The sequence below is a fragment of the Psychrobacillus sp. PGGUH221 genome, assembly GCF_042055255.1.
Classification (GTDB): domain Bacteria; phylum Bacillota; class Bacilli; order Bacillales_A; family Planococcaceae; genus Psychrobacillus.
Map to the genome: position 1 here is coordinate 1 of NZ_JAQMHQ010000011.1, position 24,010 is coordinate 24,010.

General features: G+C 36.4%; 18 protein-coding genes and 2 riboswitches. Of the genes, 2 read left to right on the forward strand and 16 right to left on the reverse strand.

Annotation, left to right across the window (positions count from 1 at the left end; genetic code table 11):
- Window positions 1-424: 424 nt before the first annotated feature.
- Window positions 425-1,756 (reverse strand): NCS2 family permease, encoded by a 1,332-nt coding sequence (locus PGC35_RS17970; RefSeq protein WP_053591887.1) that lies wholly within the window; start codon window positions 1,754-1,756, stop codon window positions 425-427.
- A 90-nt stretch (window positions 1,757-1,846) separates the two neighbouring features.
- Window positions 1,847-1,948: riboswitch (purine riboswitch) on the reverse strand.
- Window positions 1,949-2,138: 190 nt separating this feature from the next.
- On the opposite strand from PGC35_RS17970, the gene PGC35_RS17975 reads away from it, so the two are divergent.
- A complete protein-coding gene (locus PGC35_RS17975) occupies window positions 2,139-3,062 on the forward strand; it encodes a helix-turn-helix transcriptional regulator (protein ID WP_375220099.1) in 924 nt (307 codons plus the stop codon).
- Between the two features lie 31 nt (window positions 3,063-3,093).
- Window positions 3,094-3,489, forward strand: coding sequence for a GyrI-like domain-containing protein (locus PGC35_RS17980; protein WP_375220100.1), 396 nt, complete (start codon window positions 3,094-3,096; stop codon window positions 3,487-3,489).
- A gap of 43 nt (window positions 3,490-3,532) precedes the next feature.
- Here PGC35_RS17980 and PGC35_RS17985 read toward each other — a convergent pair whose 3' ends face one another.
- The 15 genes from PGC35_RS17985 to PGC35_RS18055 form a co-directional block, all read right to left on the reverse strand.
- Window positions 3,533-3,592 carry a GMP synthase (glutamine-hydrolyzing) gene (locus PGC35_RS17985; RefSeq protein WP_375220253.1) on the reverse strand — a complete coding sequence of 20 codons (60 nt, stop codon included), beginning with the start codon at window positions 3,590-3,592 and terminating at the stop codon, window positions 3,533-3,535.
- A gap of 296 nt (window positions 3,593-3,888) precedes the next feature.
- Window positions 3,889-4,023 carry a hypothetical protein gene (locus PGC35_RS17990; RefSeq protein WP_375220266.1) on the reverse strand — a complete coding sequence of 45 codons (135 nt, stop codon included), beginning with the start codon at window positions 4,021-4,023 and terminating at the stop codon, window positions 3,889-3,891.
- A 414-nt stretch (window positions 4,024-4,437) separates the two neighbouring features.
- Entirely contained in the window at window positions 4,438-5,991 is a 1,554-nt protein-coding gene (gene guaA, locus PGC35_RS17995; protein WP_375220101.1) for a glutamine-hydrolyzing GMP synthase, read from the reverse strand.
- A 155-nt stretch (window positions 5,992-6,146) separates the two neighbouring features.
- Window positions 6,147-6,248: riboswitch (purine riboswitch) on the reverse strand.
- Window positions 6,249-6,282: 34 nt separating this feature from the next.
- On the reverse strand, window positions 6,283-8,487 hold the full coding sequence (locus tag PGC35_RS18000) for a DUF4129 domain-containing transglutaminase family protein (RefSeq protein WP_375220102.1): 2,205 nt from the start codon (window positions 8,485-8,487) through the stop codon (window positions 6,283-6,285).
- Window positions 8,484-9,689, reverse strand: coding sequence for a DUF58 domain-containing protein (locus PGC35_RS18005; RefSeq protein ID WP_375220103.1), 1,206 nt, complete (start codon window positions 9,687-9,689; stop codon window positions 8,484-8,486). The genes PGC35_RS18000 and PGC35_RS18005 overlap by 4 nt, the downstream gene beginning before the upstream one ends.
- Window positions 9,686-10,636 carry an AAA family ATPase gene (locus tag PGC35_RS18010; protein ID WP_275784202.1) on the reverse strand — a complete coding sequence of 317 codons (951 nt, stop codon included), beginning with the start codon at window positions 10,634-10,636 and terminating at the stop codon, window positions 9,686-9,688. Before PGC35_RS18010 ends, PGC35_RS18005 begins: the two co-directional genes overlap by 4 nt.
- Window positions 10,637-11,123: 487 nt before the next feature.
- Window positions 11,124-11,951: an ammonia-dependent NAD(+) synthetase gene (gene nadE, locus PGC35_RS18015; RefSeq protein ID WP_375220104.1), complete on the reverse strand. Its 828-nt coding sequence runs from the start codon at window positions 11,949-11,951 to the stop codon at window positions 11,124-11,126.
- 6 nt (window positions 11,952-11,957) lie between these two features.
- Complete coding sequence (locus tag PGC35_RS18020; RefSeq protein ID WP_053591879.1) at window positions 11,958-13,436, reverse strand: nicotinate phosphoribosyltransferase; 1,479 nt, start codon at window positions 13,434-13,436, stop codon at window positions 11,958-11,960.
- 553 nt (window positions 13,437-13,989) lie between these two features.
- Window positions 13,990-16,194: an outer membrane protein assembly factor BamB family protein gene (locus PGC35_RS18025; RefSeq protein ID WP_375220105.1), complete on the reverse strand. Its 2,205-nt coding sequence runs from the start codon at window positions 16,192-16,194 to the stop codon at window positions 13,990-13,992.
- Between the two features lie 139 nt (window positions 16,195-16,333).
- On the reverse strand, window positions 16,334-17,614 hold the full coding sequence (locus PGC35_RS18030) for an aminotransferase class I/II-fold pyridoxal phosphate-dependent enzyme (RefSeq protein WP_375220106.1): 1,281 nt from the start codon (window positions 17,612-17,614) through the stop codon (window positions 16,334-16,336).
- A gap of 100 nt (window positions 17,615-17,714) precedes the next feature.
- Entirely contained in the window at window positions 17,715-18,467 is a 753-nt protein-coding gene (locus PGC35_RS18035; RefSeq protein ID WP_375220107.1) for an exodeoxyribonuclease III, read from the reverse strand.
- A gap of 113 nt (window positions 18,468-18,580) precedes the next feature.
- On the reverse strand, window positions 18,581-19,105 hold the full coding sequence (locus PGC35_RS18040) for a Rossmann-fold NAD(P)-binding domain-containing protein (protein ID WP_375220108.1): 525 nt from the start codon (window positions 19,103-19,105) through the stop codon (window positions 18,581-18,583).
- A gap of 228 nt (window positions 19,106-19,333) precedes the next feature.
- Window positions 19,334-20,695 (reverse strand): FAD-containing oxidoreductase, encoded by a 1,362-nt coding sequence (locus PGC35_RS18045; protein ID WP_375220109.1) that lies wholly within the window; start codon window positions 20,693-20,695, stop codon window positions 19,334-19,336.
- Between the two features lie 534 nt (window positions 20,696-21,229).
- The gene (locus PGC35_RS18050; protein WP_375220110.1) at window positions 21,230-22,171 is read right to left on the reverse strand and encodes an ATP-grasp domain-containing protein; all 942 of its coding nucleotides are present in this window, start codon (window positions 22,169-22,171) and stop codon (window positions 21,230-21,232) included.
- Window positions 22,172-22,336: 165 nt separating this feature from the next.
- Entirely contained in the window at window positions 22,337-23,932 is a 1,596-nt protein-coding gene (locus tag PGC35_RS18055) for a catalase (protein WP_375220111.1), read from the reverse strand.
- Window positions 23,933-24,010: the final 78 nt, after the last annotated feature.

Genomic DNA, 24,010 nt, shown 5'->3' on the forward strand with positions numbered 1-24,010 from the left:
GCTCATTTTGTTTTGCTGGCATCATCATTAAATGATGTCAAAATTGTTTGCTATCCGACTAACCGAAGCTAGTCTATCAAGCTATATGTCTTAACGTTTTGCATGTTCAGTTTTCAATGTTCATGTTATTTATGTTGCCGTTTTGTTTTGGCGACCTTTGTATCTTAACACCCTTTTATATGCTTCGTCAACAGTAAAAAACATAAAAAGATGTAAAAACATAATAACATTTTATTCAGAAATATTCAACTATATTTATAAAAAAGTGTCATATCTTGAAAATCCCTTTATTCACAAAGGTCGAGAGCATTAGATTCAACATATTTATTCATTTCCTTCTATTTCTTTTATACTTTTTTACAAGAAAATACTTAATAAAAAACAAAAAAGAGAGACGCAAGGTCTCTCTCATTTCGATGATTGATTATAAGAATATAAAATAACCGAGGAATACTACCCATAGTCCATACATAATTGGGTGCACTTCTTTTATTCGTCCCGCAATGATCATTGTGATTGGATAAAACAAGAATCCAATTGCTATACCAGTTGCAATAGAGTATGTTAACGGCATTGCAATAATAACGAAGAATGCCGGAACTGCAACTTCAAATTTAGTCCATTCGATATTTCCTAAGGAAGATACCATTAATACCCCTACTACTATTAACGCTGGTGCAGTTACATAAGAAGTAACAACACTTAATAATGGAAAGAAGAATAAAGATAATAATAGAAGAACTCCCGTTACTACTGCTGCAAAACCTGAGCGTGCACCTGCCGCAACACCTGCAGTAGATTCTACATAGGATGTAGTTGTTGAAGTACCAGCTACTGCACCTGCTGTTGTTGCAATTGCATCTGCAAGAAGTGCTTTACCTGCACGTGGTAGCTTTCCTTCTTTCATTAAACCTGCTTGGTTTGCCACAGAAATTAATGTTCCTGCTGTATCAAAAAAGTTAACAAATAAAAATGTTAGAACTACGATTAAAAATTGAGCTGTTAATAGAGACGATGGATCATTGAATATTGGATCAAGCGCTGCTCCAAAAGTTGGAGCCATACTTGGTACATGTCCTATAATTGCTTTTGGAATCGGTACTAAGCTAAAGATCATCCCTACTATAGCAGTGATCAACATACCATAGAAAATTCCGCCTTTAATACCTTTAACCATCATGATAACTGTAATGATTAAACCGAATATTGTTAGAAGGACGTTTGGATCTGTTAAATCTCCTAAACCAACAATTACGTTTGGATTACTTACGATAATTTTTGAGTTTTGTAAACCAACAAATGTAATAAATAAACCAATTCCCGCGCCTACTGCAAATTTCAATTCAGCTGGGATTGCATTAATAATTGTTTCACGAATACCGGATAATGATAAAAGAATAAAAATAACACCTGCTACAAAAACTCCGGTTAACGCTACTTGCCATGGAATTCCGAATTCTAATACAACTGTATATGCGAAGAATGCATTTAGTCCCATTCCTGGTGCTAGGGCAATTGGATATTTTGCTAATACACCCATCAGGATTGATCCGATTGCAGCCGCAATAGCTGTTGCTGTAAATACCGAACCTTTATCCATATACATAAAATCTGGTAAACCTTCTACAGTCTCAAGTGATAGAGTCATCGGGTTTACTACTAGGATATACGCCATTGCTAGAAATGTTGTTAAACCACCAATAATCTCGTTGCGATAGTTTGTCCCTAGTTCTTCAAATCGAAAATACTTTTTCATGAGATCCTCCATTTTTTTGTCTTGATAACGAAAAAAAGCATATGACCTATTAACGGTCGTATGCTTTAAAGTCCTTAATCAGTGAAAGTTTTACACTTTCAAACTAATCGTAGTCGAATCATTTACGGTGATTCGGTAGAGACTTTTGGGCCTTATTCCCAACGTTATACGACGACATATTCAAATTATGATAGTAATATAACACTATTAAATGTAAAAATCAATACCAAATCCGAACGTTTTTTAAATATCTTCACTTATAGTTCGTTATTCTGAAATTTTTACTTAATACAATAAGTTATCAACTTCCCCGAATCTCATAGTAATATTAAGTTAGATAAAATCCTGATTAGAAGTGAAATAGTATATGGGGGAAATCATCATGAAGACAGAAAGATTATTTTCGATTTTAGTACTTTTATTAAATATAGATAAAATTTCTGCGGAAGAACTTGCCAAAAAATTTGAAGTCAGTAAGCGAACAATTTATCGAGATTTGGAGTCATTATCAATGTCTGGTCTACCCATTACCTCCATTCATGGTAGAAACGGAGGGGTTGGTTTGATGCCTTCCTATAAAATGGACAAACACTTATTCACTGATGTTGAAAAACAAAAACTAATTGATGCATTAAATATTCATTCAAATATGTTGCAAGAAGATAACCAAATTCTCATAGAAAAGTTGGAAAATTTACAGGGCATTGCTGATAAGTTTGAAAACTTTTCTTACTACTCACCTACTCTTCACAGAAAAGAAATAGAAGAAGAAATAAAAGATAAAATAAAAGCCATTCGTAAAGCAATCACGCATAAGAAAAAATTGAAAATAAAATATACGTCTATGAGCGGAGAGAATACTAATAGAATCGTTTCCCCGTCTAATTTACAACTAAAAGACGGAAGTTGGTTTATGGAGGCTTATTGTGATAAGAGACAGGATAAAAGATTATTTAAGCTTACTCGAATTAGAGAGTACAAAGAATTAGAAGAAGAATGTATTAAAACAATAGAAAGTGAAACTGTCTCAACAAAATCTTACGAGGAAGTTGAACTGATTTTTTCCAAAAACCAATTAGGCAAGCTCTACGATTTTTTCTTAGAAGATGAAATAAAAATAAACCACAATGATATTTCTGTCACTTTTACATATGATAATAATCAAAATCTATTACCTTTTCTATTGATGTTCAGCTCCTCTGTTGATGTTGTAAAACCAGAGGCTTTAAAAATTTCCTATTACCGCGAACTAAATAAAATTTATAAAAAGATAAATGATGACAATCAGTTGTCATACATTCCATGATACATTTTCAAATGAAAGGTGGAGATGTAAAATGAGAGAAAATATTTCTTCTATAGTGATTCAAGGTAACAAAGTGAGAACGAACAATAATAATAGTGATGTTTTTGCTAATCAATGGGGAGAATTTTTGAAACAACATACAGTGGAAGAGGACATTTTTGCAGTTTATACTAATTACGACAGTGATTACAATGGGAATTTTGATTTTATTATTGGAACTGAAAATTCAACCGGAAAATCAAGTGTCACTATTCCACAAGGAAAATATTTTGTTTGGAAAGTAGAAAAAAACGATCCACATAGCGTTGGCATGGCATGGAAAGAAATTTGGCATAGTGATGTCCCAAGAACATACCAGACTGATTTTGAATGGTATAAGACAGACGGAACAATTAGCATCTATTTATCGGTTTCTTCTCAAGACTAAAAAAAGCCTAAAATCCACTTATTGGATTTTAGGCTTTTCTTTACTATTCCCACTCAATCGTTGCTGGTGGCTTAGAAGTAATATCATACAGTACGCTCGCCAACCACTGATATATAAGGATTTTATGCTTTTATCAAAACAGAAAAATTTGTTCAAATGATGTAATTCTTGTCCTCAATTGTAGCTGGTGAACCCCTTGTTTACAACGTTATTATTTTGAATAATAGCTATGTCGTTTCAATGTCAAAATCAATTAGTGAGGAATGGATATCTGATGACGAGTTTTTTGTCACCGAATCTGAAATTTAGGAGAATAATAAACTCTATCATCAATTGAAAAAAAGAACTTCGAATAAGAAAAACATAGGGATATTTTAGTCTTCCTATGTTTCATTCATATTATTTATCTGTTTGTTTTTGCTTTTTTTTCAAATACTCCGCACGTATTTTTTCAAGTTGTTGCTTTTTATCATATTTGGCAGGCTTGTGTTTTTCATGATACTTTGCCACAGCCACCTGACCTTTGGTATCCAATTGATATTTCCCCACTTTGTTCACCTACTTTTCTTGTCTTTAAAGAGAATCTATTTAACAAATATAATATACCTTATTTTACTGAAGTATACCTTTTTACTTTATTAGTGTACTGCCTAACCTTGCATATATCAGTAAAAACTTAGTAAAATAATTCATAGCCAAATGGTATTCATTATACTTATCTTTACGACCTTAAATTTGCTGATTCATTTTAAAGTCATCAATCAAGTCGCTAATTTTAACTAAAACAAAAAACCTCTTCCAGTTATTCATTATAAATAACTAAAAGAGATTTTAATTTTTGAAATATAAATAGTTGTACGTTAATCATTGATTTAGTTCTTAACAAACTACGTTAGACATTGATATGACTGCGTTTATAACCTGTTTAATTTATATTACTGAACAGTCCTATTCCCACTCAATCGTTGCTGGTGGCTTGCTCGTAACATCATAAAGTACGCGGTTGATATGTGGTACTTCATTAACCAAACGTACACTTATTTTTTCTAATACGTCCCATGGGATACGTGCCCAGTCAGAAGTCATTCCGTCAATAGAAGTTACTGCACGGATACCGATTGCGTAGTCGTACGTACGTGCATCACCCATTACCCCAACACTGCGGATATCAGGTAGCACGGTAAAGTATTGCCAGATATCACGTTCTAAACCAGCTTTTGCAATTTCCTCACGAAGAATTGCATCTGATTCACGAACGATTTCTAATTTCTCTTCTGTTACTTCTCCAAGTACACGTATTGCTAAACCTGGACCTGGGAATGGTTGACGCCAAACGATTTCATCTGGTAAACCAAGCTCTGTACCAAGTGCACGTACTTCATCTTTAAATAATGTTTTTAAAGGCTCGATCAGTTTGAACTGCATATCTTCAGGAAGCCCACCTACATTGTGGTGAGACTTGATAGTTTGTGCAGTAGCTGTTCCACTTTCGATAATATCTGTATATAACGTTCCTTGCGCAAGGAAATCCATTCCTTTTAACTTAGAAGCTTCATCATCAAATACATAGATAAATTCATTACCGATAATTTTACGTTTCTTCTCAGGATCCGAAACGCCAGCAAGCTTGCTCATGAAACGTTCGCGAGCATCAATTTTAATAACATTCATATGGAAGCCTTCAGAGAAGGTTTTCATAACACCCTCTGCTTCATCTTTACGAAGAAGGTTATGATCCACGAACATACAAGTCAATTGATCACCAATAGCTTTATGGATCAAAACAGCAACTACAGAAGAATCTACTCCACCACTAAGGGCACATAGAACTTTTTTGTCGCCTACTTCTTGACGAATTTTTTCGATTTCCATTTCGATAAAGCTTTCCATCGACCAATCACCCGTTGCGTGACAAACATCAAATACGAATTGACGAAGTAATTCAATACCATAAATAGAATGTCTTACTTCAGGGTGGAACTGAACAGCGTATAATTTTTTCTCTTCATTCGCCATTGCAGCTACTTCACACGCTGGACTAGTTGCTATTACTTCAAAGCCTTCCGGTGCAACAGTTACGTGGTCACCATGGCTCATCCAAACAACTTGGTTTGCAGGAAGTTGTCCAAATAATGCAGTAGCATTTTTCACATTAATCTCTGCTCTACCGTATTCACGATGAGAAGCTTTTTCTACTTTCCCACCGAAATGTTGAGACATTAATTGCATTCCGTAACAAATACCTAAAATCGGAACCCCAATTTCATAAATCGCTGGGTCAATACGAAATGCATTATCATCATAAACAGAATTGGGACCACCAGAGAAAATGATTCCTGTTGCGTTCATTTTCTTTAAATCTTCTGCAGTAACTGTGTGTGGGTGTAACTCACTATACACTCCAAATTCACGAATACGACGCGTGATTAATTGATTATATTGACTACCGAAATCTAGCACGACAATTTTTTCTTGTTCTTTCAACAATGGAGTTGAAGACATTGGCATCCACCTCTTCTTTTAAGTATTCCAAAATTGCTCTGCGTTTATTCTACACTGTATTGGATAAGATAAAAAAACGCGTAAGAAAGCACTTCCTCTTTCTACGCGTTTATGTTCTCTACATCAAAAAGGTGAATGCACATGTCTCAAAAAGACATGACTGCATTCACCTTCATAGTCAAGTTATTATCGGTAACTTGGTAGAGACATCCGAACCATATTATCGGACATATACGAGGGCAACTTGGTCAATTTAATTTGACTTCAGTTTACAGGTTGTAGAACCTAAAATCAACCGCTTAACTGATTGATTAAATTTTCCCAACTTTCTCTCATTAAAGCATAATCGATTTCATCACGATTATCCCCATAAAAACCTCTTTCATACGTTTGGGTTAGCCTCTTCATGTGATTTCCTCCGAAGTATGTGTCAATCTTCTTAGCATAATCGGTCAGCGTTTGCCCTTGGTCTTTATCAAGTCCATAAGAACTGAGTTGTTTCAGTAATTGATGGTACATTTTTTCGAATGTATCCCAATCATTCTTTCGTATACGATAAACAGGTATGAGCACTTTGGAAATCCATTTTCTTCTGTACTGATATGCTAGTAAACTCAAAATTAAAACCCCTAGCAATGACCAGAAAATAATCGCCTTTCTTTCAGAAATCCATTTCAGTCCATCTTGCATCAATTCCGTAAAGCCTTTGGAAACTTCTTTCTTTTCCTTTTCATTCTCGTCCTGTTCTGGCTTTTGTTCTGAAGGAGGAACTGGTGTGTCTTCTTCACTAGTACTAATATCCAAATCATAATCTATATCAGGACTATTCGAAAAGCCGATAGTCGGTTCAAAAAGCATCCAACCTACCTCTGGAAAATACGCTTCAACCCAGGAATGTGCATTGTTATTTGTTATTTCATACACTGGTACACCATTATTATTACCAATAATTTCACCAGCAGTAAAACCTTTAACCCATCTTGCAGGTATACCAAGTGACCTTAACATTACGACCATCGATGTAGAAAAATTATCGCAATACCCTATCTTTGTTTCAAATAAAAACTGATCTACATAATCTGTATCTCCCGTAGGAATTGCTGCTAGCATCTGATCGTATCGAAAATCATTTCTACTAAAATATCGTTCAATGGATTTAGCTTTGTCGTATAAGCTGTTATTGTTTTCTGTTATAGAAACAGCCAAATCTCTAACTCTAGAAGGAAGCGTATCAGGTAATTGCAAATATCGATCAAAATCACTTGTTAAGCCATTTAAGCTTTCCTCCGTCTGTCCTCGAAGAGCCTTCAAGCTATAAACAGGTTCACTATATGAAAGGTCATAACGAACAAGTGGAGCTAAATTTCCGTCGCTATAGCTTGTTATTTTTTGGTTGGCTCCATCGAGAGAAAGCGTGACGGGTTCTTCTGCGTTTACATTCGTTAATCCATAGGGTTGCATGATAAATTCAAAATTAAATGTTGGGTTCATTTCAAGTCTAGCGGATGAGTTGTTTTCCTCACCACCAGGTGGAATATCCAAAATGATTGGTGTCCCTACCTCATAACTAGTAATCTGAGGTTCGCCCTCTGATTGAATCCAACCTTTAGAAGTATACGTATCCTTCGTTTCAATTTTCCAATACTGTTTTCTTGGAACAGTTGCACTAAACACTGGAGTATCATCACTTAGAAAAGCTCCGCCTAACTTTTCATCGTTTTCACCATAACCTACTTTTCTGGTAACACTCCCCCCTTTTCCACTCCCCTCTCCTTCTGCCATAGGATTAGATGAAGTTAAAAATGGTACTGGGTCAGGCCAACTTGGTCCAGCTTTTGGCAAAACATATGCGATGACTCCACTAATTGCCATTAATCCAAAAAGAGAAACGATTATGGAAAAGAGAAATTTACTTGAGGCTTGTACTTTATTTTCAGTCATCACTTTTTGAGCATATAACAAGCCACTAATAATGAATCCACTTATTAATACAACAATAATACCTTTTTCAGCGTTATATGGTGTAAACGTATCAAGAATAGTAATAAATAATACCGTTAATACAAAAAATAACAGTATATTTTTCCTTACACGAATCCAATAATTCAATAAATAGGTTGTCATCCACAAAAGGATAAAAAATAATAACGTACGGAAAGAGTCCGTCACTTCCTGCCATTGCTGAAAGATTAAGAACTTCACATTTTCCTGTAAAGTATTAACTAAGTAAGACATCGAATCGCTAGAGAAAAAGGATAGGTCCGTATGAATAGCAACAAGCACCCAACTAATAAATAGTATTTTAATGGGAATGGTAAATTTCCAATTTAATTTCACGAAGTAAAATAAAAAAGATATAGCTAAAAATACACTAAACAATTTCAAATGATCCGTATCAGTTAACTCTATTACTGGTTTCAGCCATTCAACTAGTAGTATGAATACAAAAAAGTAAATAACAAAGGATAAAAATGAAGTTTGTGGTCTTTCATTCATGAACGATTCACCTCCAAAAACGCTTGTGCAAATCGATCCTTTGTAATAACTTGAACGGCAATTCCCCTGCTAGCAGCGTATTGATGCAACGAACTCTCTTCTCGTTTTAACTTAAGCTCTTTATCTTTTACTAGAAAGCAAGTACAAACGCGTAAATTACTTGCTGTTTTTTGAATACTATCTATCCATTCATATGTCAGATTGCTCGTTATATATAAAAGAGAAGTTGCTTGTCCAATTGATAAATCATTTAAGATCATTTGCTCTATTGGCTTCTTCAAGTCAGCTTGAACCTTCGTCAGATGATACAGCACCCTATGAAGCTGCTCCTCACCTTGAACGGTAGGAACATAAAATCGAGTGTCCCCAATAGAAAGGAACGCACTAGATGCCTGACTTCGAACAATCGCTTGCATGATAGATGCTGTCAAATCTACAATATCTTCAAATAATACAGAGGGGCTTCGATCCATTAGTACAAACAAATCCTGCGATTGCCGATCCTCAAATTCTTTCGTCTTTAGAGTTTGTGTTCGAGCAAACGATTTCCAATGAATCCATGAAACACGATCTCCAGGCTGATACGACCGCACCCCAGTAGCCATAGAAGTATCTTTCATTGTTTGAATTCTCGATGCTGCCGCTCCTTGATCATATCTCGATTCTATAGGAATATACACCATATCCGTTAAGTTAGGAAAAACTAAAATTGTTTTCTTATTAGGAATAAAAACCTCTTTTTTTTCCCAACCAAATAAATCACTTACCCGAATGATTACTCCTTCAAGTTCATGCTCGCCTCTCGGTATTTGTTCAATTTCATACGTCCACTTATATTCTTTTTTCATTCCCCAAAATGTGATTTGCTTCCAAGATGTTGACTGTTGCAAACTGTCACTAACCTTTTCCTCAAACGATGTGTACATTAGTGGAAAACGATTGCTTCTTTTAACCATAATCGTGGCAGAGAACTTCCCACCACTATATATCTCTCTTGTTTCAATCTTTCTTTCTACTTTTATTTTAGAAATTGGATAAATAAATAAAAGCAAAGAGTAGATAGATAGAGGTATGACTAGATAAAAAAGGAACCAACTAACAAATCCTCCTTGGAACATAGCGTAAACAAAACTAGCAACTAGAAGGATGAATATACTAATAACACCTTTTAGCTTCTTTAGTTGCCTTAAGCCTCTCATCATTGACTTACTTTCCTCTTAATAGGTACTGGAGTTTTTTTAATAATACGAGAAAGTACCTCTTCTGTAGAAATACCATCATAGCGAGCTTCAGGTCTTAATATGATACGGTGACAAAATACAAATGGAGCTAAATATTGTATATCATCTGGAATAACATAATCTCTCCCTTTAAGCATCGCAAAAGCTTGAGATGCTCTCATTAAAGCAATAGAACCCCTTGGGCTGACACCAAGATAAATATATGTATCCTCTCTCGTTCGGCTAGCCAAATCAACAATGTACCCCTTCATCGTGTCATCCACCTTGACGTTTTTCACCTTCTTTTGAAGACCAATCAATTCATCCAAAGAAACAACAGAATTTAGCTCATCAATGGGCATTCTTTTCTCTAATCTATTTAATACTTCTATTTCTTCACTTGGATGTGGATAGCCCATCTTCAACTTCATAAGAAAGCGATCTAACTGTGCTTCTGGAAGTGGATAAGTACCTTCATGCTCAATTGGATTTTGCGTTGCCATTACGAAAAATGGTTTCGGTATTGGCATTGTAATTCCATCAATCGTAACAGAAGCTTCCTCCATTCCTTCAAGAAGTGCAGACTGAGTTTTTGGGGAAGTTCTATTTATTTCATCTGCCAACACGATATTGCCTAATATTGGACCTGGTCTAAATTCGAATTCCATTTCCTTTGGATTATATATAGACACTCCAACAACATCTGAGGGCAAGAGATCCGGTGTAAATTGGATTCGTTTAAAATCAGCACCAATTGATTTTGCAAGTGCTCGCACCATCATCGTTTTCCCTACCCCAGGCACATCTTCCAGTAAGATATGTCCATCTGCCAGTAAAGCAACTACAGCTAATTCTGCAATATTCTTTTTCCCAATCATAACCTTTTCTATATTTATAATAATATCTTGAATCTGCAATTGATCATTCATCTGATTTCCCCCAGAGTCTTCTATTGATAGATTAGTTCGAAAATTAATAAAATATATAATTAGCATACCTAAAATTACAAAATAATACAAATAGAATTGAAAAATGGAAAGGGGCTGTCCTGAATGTCATAAAAAGTGACTTTTAAGGGCCGCCACGTTCTTCGTAGCTTCTATTAAAAAGTTCGCTACATTTCCGTTCCAGGCGGACGCTTTCCGCGGGCGAGCGCCGAGCCTCCTCAGGCCAACACGATGTTGGTCATGAAGGCGTTGCCTCAGGAAGAGGCGGCCTTAGCCTTCCTTCCTCTCTAAAGCTGCGTGCGGGGTCTCGGACTGTCTCGCTTTCCCGCAGGAGTCGCCGCCTTTCACTCCAATCAACTACTTCACTCAATCAATATTATTAGATGGAAACACAAAAGCAGATGGAGAAAAACGAGTTTTTTTCTCCATCTGCTTTATTTTGGGACTTATTGGACAGCCCCTTCATTTATTATTTCCAAAAATCATCAAAAACAGTAATTGGCATATATCGTTTATGCATAGAACGCTTATAATAACCTTCAATAACATCTGATGCTTCTTTTGATACTTCTTTACCCTCTAAATAATCATCAATTTCTTCATAAGAAACTCCTAAAGCGACTTCATCAGGAATAGCGGGTCTATTTTCTTCTAAGTCAGCTGTCGGCACTTTTAAATATAAATGTTCAGGACAGCCTAAATGCTTCAGCAGTTGTCTTCCTTGTCTTTTATTCAAACGGAAAATAGGTGTTAAATCTACCCCACCGTCACCATATTTTGTATAAAAACCAGTGACCGCCTCTGCTGCATGGTCTGTACCTAACACAATACCACTGTACATTGCAGCAATTGAATATTGTGCTTTCATTCGTTCTCTTGCTTTTTCATTCCCCTTCGCGAAATCTGAAAGGGTTACTCCCGCTTCTGCAAGCGCACGTGCACTTGCTTCTACGGCGTCTTTAATATTTATTGTGATGCGCTTAGATGGTTGAATAAAGTTTAGTGCATCTTGACGCTCTGCTTCATCAAACTGCACACCAAATGGCAAACTAACAGCGATAAAAGAATATTTATCTTCTCCCACTTCTTCGTTCAACTCATTGACCGCAAGCTGTGCAAGCTTTCCGACTAGTGTAGAATCTTGTCCTCCTGAAATACCTAATACCATACTTTTTAAAAACGGATGCTTCTTTAAATAATCTTTCATAAAGTCAATACTTGTTCGAATTTCCTCTTCTACATTAATGCTCGGCTTAACCTTTAAAGCTTCAATAATCTCATGTTGCATTTTAGTCATTTTAAATCAACCTCCATTTTGCAAAATAAAATTATGTTCCATTTCTTTAACTTCTTGAATATTACGCATTTTATTATCCCAGCACTTCTGACTTAAATCGACTGGGTATTCCTCAGGGTTTAGAGAACGTTTATACTCATCCCATAGCAAATCCAAATTCTCATGAGCATATTTGCGAACATCATTCAACTCAGGAATGTCATAAATTACTTGGCCATTTTCAATTACTTTTACATGTAAATCCTTTGCTTCAAAGTTTGTTACAAACTTTGATACAAATGTATGAACCGGGTGGAACATTTTTAATCGTTTCTCATGTGTAGGGTCCTCATCATGCATTGCAATATAATCGCCTTCTGCTTTACCATTTTCTTTATCAATAATTCGATATAGCTTCTTTTGACCTGGAGTTGTTACTTTTTCTGTAGTAGAGGAAATTTTTATCGTATCTTGCATGACTCCATCTTCATCTTCAATAGATACGATTTTATAAACAGCTCCTAACGCAGGTTGATCATATGCTGTGATTAGTTTCGTCCCAATACCCCAGCTATCCACTTTTGCGCCTTGTGCTTTTAAATTTAAAATTGTATATTCATCTAAATCATTAGATACAATAATTTTAGTATCTGTAAATCCAGCTTGATCGAGCATTTTCCTAGCTTCTTTTGAAAGGAAGGAGATATCCCCAGAATCTAGACGAATCCCGATAAAATTAATTTTATCTCCAAGCTCTTTTGCTACTTTTATAGCAGTAGGAACACCGGTTTTCAGTGTATTATAAGTGTCCACTAAGAAAACACAATCTTTATGGCGTTTTGCATATGAATGGAAAGCTTCATATTCACTTTTATAAGCTTGCACGAGAGAATGAGCGTGTGTGCCAGAGACCGGAATACCGAACATTTTTCCCGCACGAACATTACTGGTCGACTCAATTCCGCCTATATAAGCTGCACGAGTTCCCCAAATTGCAGCATCCATTTCTTGTGCTCTTCTAGAACCAAATTCCATTGCGAGTTCATCTTTTACCACTTGTTTGATTCGTGATCCTTTTGTTGCAATTAACGTTTGGTAATTAACAATATTCAACAGGGCAGTTTCCACTAGCTGTGCCTCTGCTAAAGAAGATTCTATGCGCATAATTGGCTCATTCGGAAAAACAAGTTCTCCTTCTACCATTGAATATACATCTCCCGTAAATCGAAGCGTACGTAAATATTCGATAAAATCATCTCTATATCCAAGTTCATCTTTTAAATAAGCTAAATCACTTTCTGTAAAATGAAAATCACGCAAATAATCAAGACATCTCTCTAATCCAGCAAAAATTGCATACCCATTACCAAATGGTAGCTTCCGAAAGAATAGTTCAAACACCGCTTTCCTTTCATGCATATTATCTGCCCAATAAGATTCGGCCATATTAATTTGATATAAATCAGTATGTAATGCTAAACCGTCGTCTGGATAATTTTTATTCATGAATATCCCCTTCTCCATAACATATGAACTCAGTATACACTATTTACCCTTATTCTTGGATATTTAAGCATTATAAAACCAGTCATCATTTGATGACTCAGGCTGTAGACAAACTCGAGTTTATTTATATAGAATAGATCAGGTTTTCCGAAGCTTACCGCTCTCTTTCCGCGGGCGAGCGACGAGCCTCCTCAGGCCAACACGATGTTGGTCATGAAGGCGTTGCCTCAGGAAGAGGCGGCCTTAGCCTTCCCTTCCTCCCTAGCGCTTCATGCGGGTCTCGTCTGTCTCGCTTTTCCCGCAGGAGTCGAGCGGACGCTCCTCCAAACCAATAAAATGCTACCTTATTATCTATATACTGAGGAAGAATAATCTTGAGGTAATAGAAAATGATGAAACAAAATCAACATAATGAACGAGAACCACTTAGCTAACTGCGTTTTATCTTCAATCTGAGTCACATTTTATGACTGATTTTAAGTAAGTCGAAGAGAAGTTAAAGTAAATAAAAAAGTTCAGGAGAGAAAACTCCTGAACAATTTTATTTTTTACATCAGTTGCCCTGCGGAGATATTACTGATACCACATAATCTGCAACTGCTTCCATCTCTTCCGCAGTCAATGTATCCTTGAATGATGGCATGGATACTCCACCATTCGTTAGTCGTTCTATGACTTGCTCTTTACTTTCGGCAACTTTACTATTTTGTAGATTAGGACCATTGTGGCCATTTGCCCCTTGGTTACCATGACACGCTAAACAGTTGGCATCATAAACAGATATTCCTTTATCAGGATTTGCACTCACTGTTTCACCTTCCGTTGTATCAACTTTTGCCGAATCAGAAATTTTAACGGATGCATCAATTACTTGCCCTTCAGGTAAAGTTCCACCTAATTTAAATGTATAGATTTTATCCCCATGTTTTGAACCTGCAAGGGCGTTTCCTGCGGCATAAATGGTGATATATTGCTCCCCATCAATTTCATACGTAATAGACGGCGCATTTGCACCTGCATCCATCATATATTCCCACACTTGTTCGCCAGTTTTAGCGTCAAAAGCGATTAAACGACCATCATTATGACCTACAAATATAAGATTTCCAGCAGTTGTTAACACACCGCTATAGGCTAGAGCATCCCATTTTTGTTGCCATGCTATTTTATTTGTTTTTACGTCGATTGCAGTAACTGTCCCTCTTGTCGGTGCATTTTGAACAGGTCCAAAAACGCTACCAAAATACGCGTCACCTTCCTTAAACTCACTTAATTCACTTCTTTCGAATGACATGTAGTGATCATTACCTAATACATAAAAATACTCGGTATCAGGATTGTAGGCGGATGGTGGCCAGTTCGCTCCTCCAAATGGTCCAGGTTTAAGTGTAATTGGCACATCCCAAAACGGAGTGAAGATACTTCCAATTTGACCTGTAAATGCTGGGTCTAAATCGTTTTTTACATCTTCTTCCGTTACACCTTGTGGGACAAATGCATCCCCGACTGGAAACGGTTGAGTGGCAGCTGTTTTTTGACGTTCATCTTGTGGAACTGGTTTTTCTTCAATTCCTACTAACGGGGTACCATCCGTTCGGTCTAATAAATATACCCAACCAGTTTTACCCGCCTGCCCAAGACCTTTACGCATCTGCCCGTTCATTTCTACATCAAATAAAATAACTGGGTTGGTAGGATCCATATCCCAAATATCATGATGCACTTCTTGGAAATGCCATATATAATCTCCATTTTCTGCGTTCACTGCTACGATAGAATTTGCGTATAGATTATCCCCTTCACGACTACTACCATCTAAGTCAGGTCCTGTATTTCCAGTCGCAAAATAAATATAACCAAGCTCCGGATCTACTGATGGTGTATTCCATACTGGTCCTCCACCAGTTAACCATGCATCATTATCAGAAGGCCAAGTATCCCCATCAATATCCCCTGGACCTGGAATTGTATAAAATCGCCAAACTTCAAATCCTAAATCAGCATCATATGCCATCACACGTCCTCGAATTCCATACTCTCCACCAGAAACGCCTGTGTAGACTTTACCATTATAATAAAGTGGTGCACTTGTAATTGTATACCCCTCTTCCCACTCTGCTACTACTGTTTCCCATAGAAGTTCACCTGTTTTTTGATCGAGAGCGATTAAACGAGCATCTAACAATCCCACGTATACTTTGCCGTCACCAACCGCAACACCTCGTGTTGTCCATCCGCAACATACTGTATCCATCTCTTGTGGGATATCTGGTTTATATACCCAGACTTGTTCTCCTGTTTTTGCGTCTATAGCGAAAACGTCATTAGCCCCAGTCGCTATATACATCACTCCATCCACTACTAACGGAGTTGCTTCACCTGAATATTTTCCCTCTGCACCAGATCCACCTAAACTACTTACCCAAGTAGGTTTTAAATCGCCAATATTTTCTGTAGTAATCTGATTCAATGTGGAATATCGTCTATTAAAGTAATCCCCACCATGCGTCGTCCATTCTGTTGAAGCATAATCCACTTTTATATCTGGATTAGATGGACTTGGTGCTACTTTGGTTTCTTTCTCTGGTTCTTCTTTCTCTGGTTCTTCTTTTACTGTTATGCCGACATACGGAGCTTTTTCGTTCTCTTTATCCAAGTTTTCATAAGCTGCTACTAGATATATCATTAATAAAACTACAAAAACAATTAATGAACCTATAAAGATTTGTGCCCATACCGATAATCCTCTGCTTCGCATCTCTTACCCCCTTAATCTATTAAAATCCTATTCAATAGTTTATGTTTCAAGTTCAAGATAAATGTTAACGCTTTCATACTATAAATAAAAAAACTGCCCACGAGATTGAACTCATGAGCAGTTATATATAAGTCGTTTCTTATTTAGTTAGGTCTTCGCAACCTGCATAGATTAAATCAAATAATTCTTCGATATCTGATTCCTCTACACATGAAAATGCAACACGAATATCGGTTTTATTACTTGCAATGACACCAACTCCATACTGTTCTAACAAATGAAGTCTTAACGTTTCAGCATCAAGATTGTTTAATTTCAAGCACATGAAGTAACCAGAGTTAAATGGATAGTACGTCCAATAAGGTGCAAACTTTTCGTTCGCAAGTACTTGTTTTGTTTTAACCGCTCTTCCTTGCATGATTTGGAACTTCTCTTCTTTTTCTTTTAAAAATTCTTCTGATTGAAGTGATTCCAAAAGAATCGTTTGAGAAATATGAGAACCACTTGAAACCGTTCCTCGAATGATTCCTTTTGTTTTTTGTTCTAGCGCATCCAATACATCTGGAGTAGCAGCATACGTAATAAATCCTACACGGAATCCCCAAACATAATTTTCTTTTGTTGCACCATCAATTTTTACTGGTAAAATATTCGAATGAATTCCAGCTAATAAACCAAATAGTGATTCTTTAATCGAATCTTCATAGAACAATCCATAATATGCATCATCTAATAGAACGACTAATTTTGTCCCTGTTTCAGCAACATCTTTTAATACTTGAACAATTGCTTTTGCATCCTCAATGGAAGGTGTATAGCCAGTTGGATTATTTGGAAAGTTCAATAGCACAATTGCTTTTTCCTTTTGTTTAGCAACCGTCTCACGGAAAGCTTCCACATGGAACCCACCATTCTCATTGAACAATGGAAATGTTTCTACGCTGCCACCTCTTCTAATTTGAAAAACGGTATTATAGTTTCCCCAATACTGTTCTGGTGTAACAAGTACGTCACCAGCATCCATAAACAAATCAGCTGCAATACTTAGACCATGAGTAAGAGCACTCGTCACAATCGGTGTACCAATAGATTTGTCTTTCATAGATGGATTGTCTACTAGTAGCTTTTCTTTCCAAAGTGAACGAAGTGCCTCTTTACCTTGTGGTGGTGCATAAGGATATATATCTTTAGGGTTATAATCTAGCTTCCCTTGTATATGACGAAAATGCATTGGTTCTCCATTTTCCGTAGCTATCCCGATTGTTGCATTAAAGCGATGCGCTTTTTTTCCAGCTTCCGCACTTTGACTTAAAATACCTTTTGGGTAATATAAGTTCTTCCCTAAGTCAGATAACATTTCATAAATTGCAGGATTTTCTTTTTGCATTTTCTCGTTTAATTGTACGGCTAAAGCATTCATCTATAGGAACCTCCAGAATATTTTATTTAAAAATATTGTACTCTATTTAGCTAAAGTATTATACCCTTTCTCGTAATATATTGAATATTTCTCATCTAAGCTAGTCAATTTCTAAAAGAACAGGACAGTGATCACTGCCAAGTATGTGTGCATCGATGGATGCACTCTTTAATCTTAGCTCCAATCTTTTAGAAGCAATAAAATAATCAATCCTCCAGCCAATATTACGCTCTCTTACTTTATTCATGTATGACCACCACGAATAAGCACCTTCTTGATTCGGATAAAAATAACGGAAAGTATCTAAGAAGCCCTCGGCAAGTAAATCCGTCATTTTACCACGTTCTTCTAAAGTGAAACCTGAATTTCCTCTATTAGATTTAGCATTTTTTAAATCTATATCCTCATGCGCTACATTTAAATCCCCGCACATGATGACAGGTTTTAACGAATCCAGTTGTATCAAATAGGCTCGCATTTCGTCTTCCCACTCTAAACGATAAGCCAGTCTCGTTAAATCGCGCTTCGCATTTGGAGTATAGACATTTACTAAGAAGAAGTCCTCAAACTCTAGTGTAATAATTCTACCTTCATCCTCCGACTCAAAATCCCCCACTCCATATCTTACGGAAAGTGGTTTAATTTTGGTAAATACCGCTGTTCCCGAGTAACCTTTTTTCATTGCATAATTCCAATACTGTTCGTATCCATCTAACTGCAAATCAATTTGTCCTAACTGCAGCTTCGTCTCCTGTATACAAAAAATATCCGCATTCACTTCATAAAAATAATCTAAAAATCCTTTTTGCACACAGGCTCTTATTCCATTCACATTCCAAGAAACTAATTTCATTCCTATTTCCTCCAAAAATAAAAACCCGATCCATTGACCAGGTCACTTTGTCTATATTAAAGCCTTTTCAATTATACTGTTACCTTAGTAAGTATGTAAAATTGTCGACCCTATTAAGTCGACAGCTCCCCAATTAAATTATAAGAACGTCCTGTTTGAATCGAATGGATAACTCCATTCGCTATTTCATTATTCGTTAACCATCTTTTCCTATTATTTTCTCTTTGAAATCCTAATTGAATAAGATGATAACCAATCTTTGTGGATGGTTGATATTGCGTTCGAAATTGTTGTGCATCGCGTTGACTTCCTATTATGTGCCAAATGCTACTTTGGTCATCTAACAATCTATATATAGTTTCAAGTGAAGCTAATCCATCTTCGTGCAGCCAAATTACTAACTCTGTATATCGGCCGTATTTGTGGATGTTATTTTTCAATAATTTTTGCAATGTATTGGAATCACAGTAATCTACTATAATTTCTTTAATATTATCTGGCTTTGAACAAGAAAATTTCATTCGATTTAGTTTTTCTTTATTTCTCGCAACCACTGAAACAATACAGTCCTTTTCCGCATACCACTTTGTAACATCCCCTAGCATTCCTGTACCACCGATTATACAAATATGCTTCATTTGGTTTTCTCCTTGTCAATTTATTATTAAAGGATGAACCATCGCATAGTGGTTCACCCTTTTTTACTTTTTTGACATTCTTAATAAAACAAAAATTGCAATCGCTAGTACAAACAATCCGAATAAGATAACTAATGAAATAGCACCGAAAGCAAGTAAACTCATCTCAAAACACTCCCTTTATATTTCTATTTTATAGAAGTTAGATAGGGAGTCAATGCATACTCGTTATTCCACTTTCGAAAACAAATCATTAAGCGATTCACTCATAGTTGGGTGTGTAAAAACCGTTTCTCGTAAAAAAGTGTAAGGAAGCTTTGCATCCATTGCTACTTTTACAATATTAATCATTTCACTGGACTCTTCACAAAATAATGTACATCCTAAAATCTCGTTTGTTTCGGGATCGATAAGCGCCTTTAACAATCCATTTGTCTGTTCAACAATACGAGCCCTTGGTATTCCTGCTGCGGGCATACTCACAACTTTATAGTCTATCCCCTTTTCCTTTGCCATGTTTTCATTAAGACCTACATGAGATAATACAGGTTCAATGAAAACAGAATAAGGGATGTTATTTCGTTCTTTTTTCGTGTAGGACCCGTCACCAAATAACTCGTTTTTTACAATTCGAAAATCGTCTAACGAAATATATGTAAATTGTGGTCCTCCATTTACATCGCCTAAAGCCCAACTATTATTTGCGGTAGTTTTAAGCGAATCATCCACGACGATTGCTCCACGATCGTTCACTTTAATTGTAGTATTCTCAAGCCCTAATGTTTCTGTATTCGGCTTTCTTCCTGTCGCAAGTAAAATTGCATTTCCAAATACTGAATTACTTTTGTTACTTTCTTTGTAAGTAACAATTACTCCATCATCCTGATTTTCTACAGATTCTACTTTACTATTGGAGATAATTTTAATTTTTTTTTGCTCCATTACTTTCAATGCTTCCTGTGCGATGTCCTGGTCTTCCTTTGGAAGAAAATTCTTATTCCCGTCGATAACCGTTACCTCAGAACCGAAGTTTGCATACATGACAGCTAATTCTAATCCAATATAGCCCCCGCCAATAATAATTAGTTTTTCAGGAAGCTCCTCACGCTCTTGAAGGGTTGTGGAATCATATATAAAATTTGCATCTTCTAGTCCATCGATTTTTGGGATAATTGGTGTGGCACCAGTATTAATAAAGAACTGCTCCGCTGTTATTTCAAGTTGTTCCTCCGAAGTCTTCACTTGAATTTTTTCATCGTTTAAGAAAATCGCTTCACCTGTTATCACTGTAATATTTTCTTGATCATCTAACAGTTGAAAGTTTTTATTTCGTAATAAAGAAGTTAACTCATCTTTTTTAGCAATAGCATTTTTGTAAAATTGTTCTTTCGGTGTTTCAGAATATTTTCTTTTGTCCGCTGAATGAACGAGTGATTTAGTTGGGATACAAGCAATGTTAATGCAGGTGCCTCCATACATTTTAGAAGACTTTTCAATAACCGCAACCTTCTTCCCATGCTTTGCAAGCTCAGAAGCAAGTGTTTTTCCACCTTTACCAAATCCAATTATAACCGCATCATAATTTTTCATGTTAAAACCTCCTACCCTATCTGTTTCCTCTTTAGAAGTCCTTTAAACGAAAAAGCTCATTACAAGTAAGCGATTCTTGCGATACTCTCGGGTTTCCTGAGATACTCTTGAGATTTTCTGAGATACTCCCGGGATTTTTTGAGATACTCTGAGATTTTCTGAGATACTCCCGAGATTTTCTGAGATTCTCTCGAGATTTTCTGAGACACTCCAGATTCTCTGAGATACTCTGAGATTTTCTGAGATACTCCGAGATTTTCTGAGACACTCCAGATTTTCTGAGATACTCCGAGATTTTCTGAGATACTCCGAGATTTTCTGAGATACTCCGAGATTTTCTGAGACACTCCGAGATTTTCTGAGATACTCCACGATTTTCTGACATACTCCGAGATTTTCTGAGATACTCCTGAGATTTTCTGAGATGCTCCGCGATTTTCTGAGATACTCCGAGATTTCCTGAGATACTTCGTGTTATATAAGATCAATTAAAAAAGACTACTTCCAATTTACGAAAGTAGTGCGTATATAACATTAAGCATTAACTTTTGTATTTTCTAACGCTTTCCCTAAAAATTTAGCAAGTTCCAACATCCCATATTTCTGTTTTTTCGCTTCTGCATCTGCATTGTAATTAGTATTGGTGTTCACATCGTACGTATAAACCTCGCCATTTGCATCTCGTATAAACTCTATTCCTGCCACATCAATTTTATTTACTTGGAGAAATGATTCATACCGCTCAATCCATGAAGCATCTATATCCTCTTTGATCTCAAACTTCATTGCTGGTTCTTCTCCAACAGGACAGAAAGCATCTCCAATTTGGCAAGAATCTGCGGGACATAGTTCAAATCCTTCCGAGGTATCTACTCTCACAGCATATACATATTTTCCGCCAACAAACTCTGCTCTTGTAATATAGGACTCTGGTGATTGGATATACTCTTGAATTAACGTAATTCCATCCACTGGTTCTTCAAACAACGGACCATTCACATACGCTTCTAAAGCTTCAATCGTTTGAAATAGTTGAACACCTAGTCCTTTACCAGCACGATTATGCTTTGTGATAAATGGCATTTTCCCAAGTTTTTGTGCAGCTAAAATAATTTGTTCTGCTCCTACTGCAGCAATCGTTTTAGGTGTTTTAATACCACTTGCTTCAAGAGCAGTGTACTGATTGATTTTACTCAACTCTAAGTTTAATGCCTTTGTTCCATTAAATACAGGTCGTCCATGGAACTCCAGCCAAGCAAGTACTCCCCCTGCCAACTCAGGTGCATACCGATGTCCTCTTGTATGAGAAGAAGCACTCATTCTATTGTAAAATACACCTTGTGGAGGTTCCGAAGTTAAATCTACAATTCCTTTATCAAGATGCCAAGATTCATAAGGAAGATTCAATTCTTCTAATCGTTTCGTTAAATGAACAGTCCACTCATCATTTTCATGGATAATATATATTTTTGACATAGTATTAGCTCCTCCTTATTTAGTATAGTTTCTCTGAAAAAATTCTCATTAGAATAATACCTATTAAACTTATAGTATTTATACTATTTCATTCCTATAAAGTCAATTTGTAAATTCTTAAAAAAAGCCTCGCTTTCTAATTCTTAGAAAGGGAGGCTGTCTTAATTAATATGGCTCTGCTTCGTTACTCTTCTGAATTGCCTGTTCTGGTGCTTCATCTCCATCAATATTGCCCAGTGGTTTGTTGGTTGACCCACCTTTTGGTGCTTTCTTTAGACCTTCTCTTAGATGATGACCATAATCTTTATCGGCTTCTTCTGCAAGAGCAATCATTCTTTCTTGTATTCTTTTATCACAGCTAGCAAGATCATTCACGAGATTGGAAATAAGTTCTGCTCTTTCCCATTCCTCGAATCTACGGTAAGTTTCTCCTGCTTGCTTCGTGTTGCTTTGACGATTTATCGATTGACGTACTAAATTTCCATTAATCATCGGTGTATGTTCTTCACCAATTTGCTCTGCTTCTTGCAATCCATCTAAAATAGATGGCTCATAATTGATATGTGGATTTTGGAATGTACCCATGTCCCGTTTGTAAGACATTTGACCTCCACTTTGATTGGTTGCCACACGTTTTTTTGGTGAATTGATTGGTAATTGTAAATAATTCGCTCCTACACGATGTCTTTGTGTATCGGAATAAGAAAAAGTTCTTCCTTGAAGCATTTTATCATCAGAAAAATCGAGTCCATCTACTAATACACCTGTTCCAAAAGCCGCTTGCTCGACTTCATTAAAATAGTCTTCTGGATTTCTATTCAAGACCATTTTCCCTACAGCCTTCCAAGGGAACTGATCCTCTGGCCAAAGCTTTGTATCATCCAGCGGATCAAAGTCCAATTCAGGATGGTCATCATCACTCATTATTTGCACGAGAAGCTCCCACTCAGGAAAATCCCCTTTTTCAATCGCATCATATAAATCCTGTGTCGCGTGATTAAAGTTTTTTGCCTGAATCTCTTCTGCTTCTTTTTGGGTCAAATTCCGAATTCCTTGCTTTGGCTCCCAATGGTATTTAATAAGGACAGCTTTACCTTCCTTATTCACCCATTTGTAAGTATTTACCCCCGAGCCTTGCATCATACGATAATTTGCAGGAATTCCCCATGGAGAATAAACAAACGTTACCATATGAAATGATTCCGGTGAGCTGGCACAAAAATCAAAGAAGCGCTCTGAATCTTGGATATTTGTAATTGGATCTGGCTTAAAGGCGTGAATCATATCTGGAAACTTCATCGCATCGCGAATAAAGAAAATCTTTAAATTGTTTCCAACCAAATCCCAGTTACCATCTTCTGTGTAGAATTTTACAGCAAATCCACGAGGATCTCGTAATGTTTCTGGAGAATGCCCGCCATGAATTACGGATGAAAATCGAACGAAAACGGGCGTTTGTTTCCCTTTTTCTTGAAATAACTTAGCACGAGTATATGTTGAAATTTCTTCCTCACCAACTTTACCGTAAGCCTCAAAGTAGCCATGGGCTCCAGCTCCGCGAGCATGTACGACACGCTCTGGAATACGCTCTCTATCAAAATGACTAATCTTTTCAATGAAATCATAATTTTCAAGGGTTGCTGGGCCTCTATTACCTACTGTTCTAATGTTTTGGTTGTTGGTAATTGGATGCCCTTGTCTATTCGTAAGCGTATCCTCTTCCTCAATATTCGTTTCCAAGTTAGATTGATCTTTTTCCACACTTCATCCTCCTTAAAGTTATATAGATTTTCATACTTCTATATACTTTCCCGATTTTGAAGTAAATATTCCCATTAA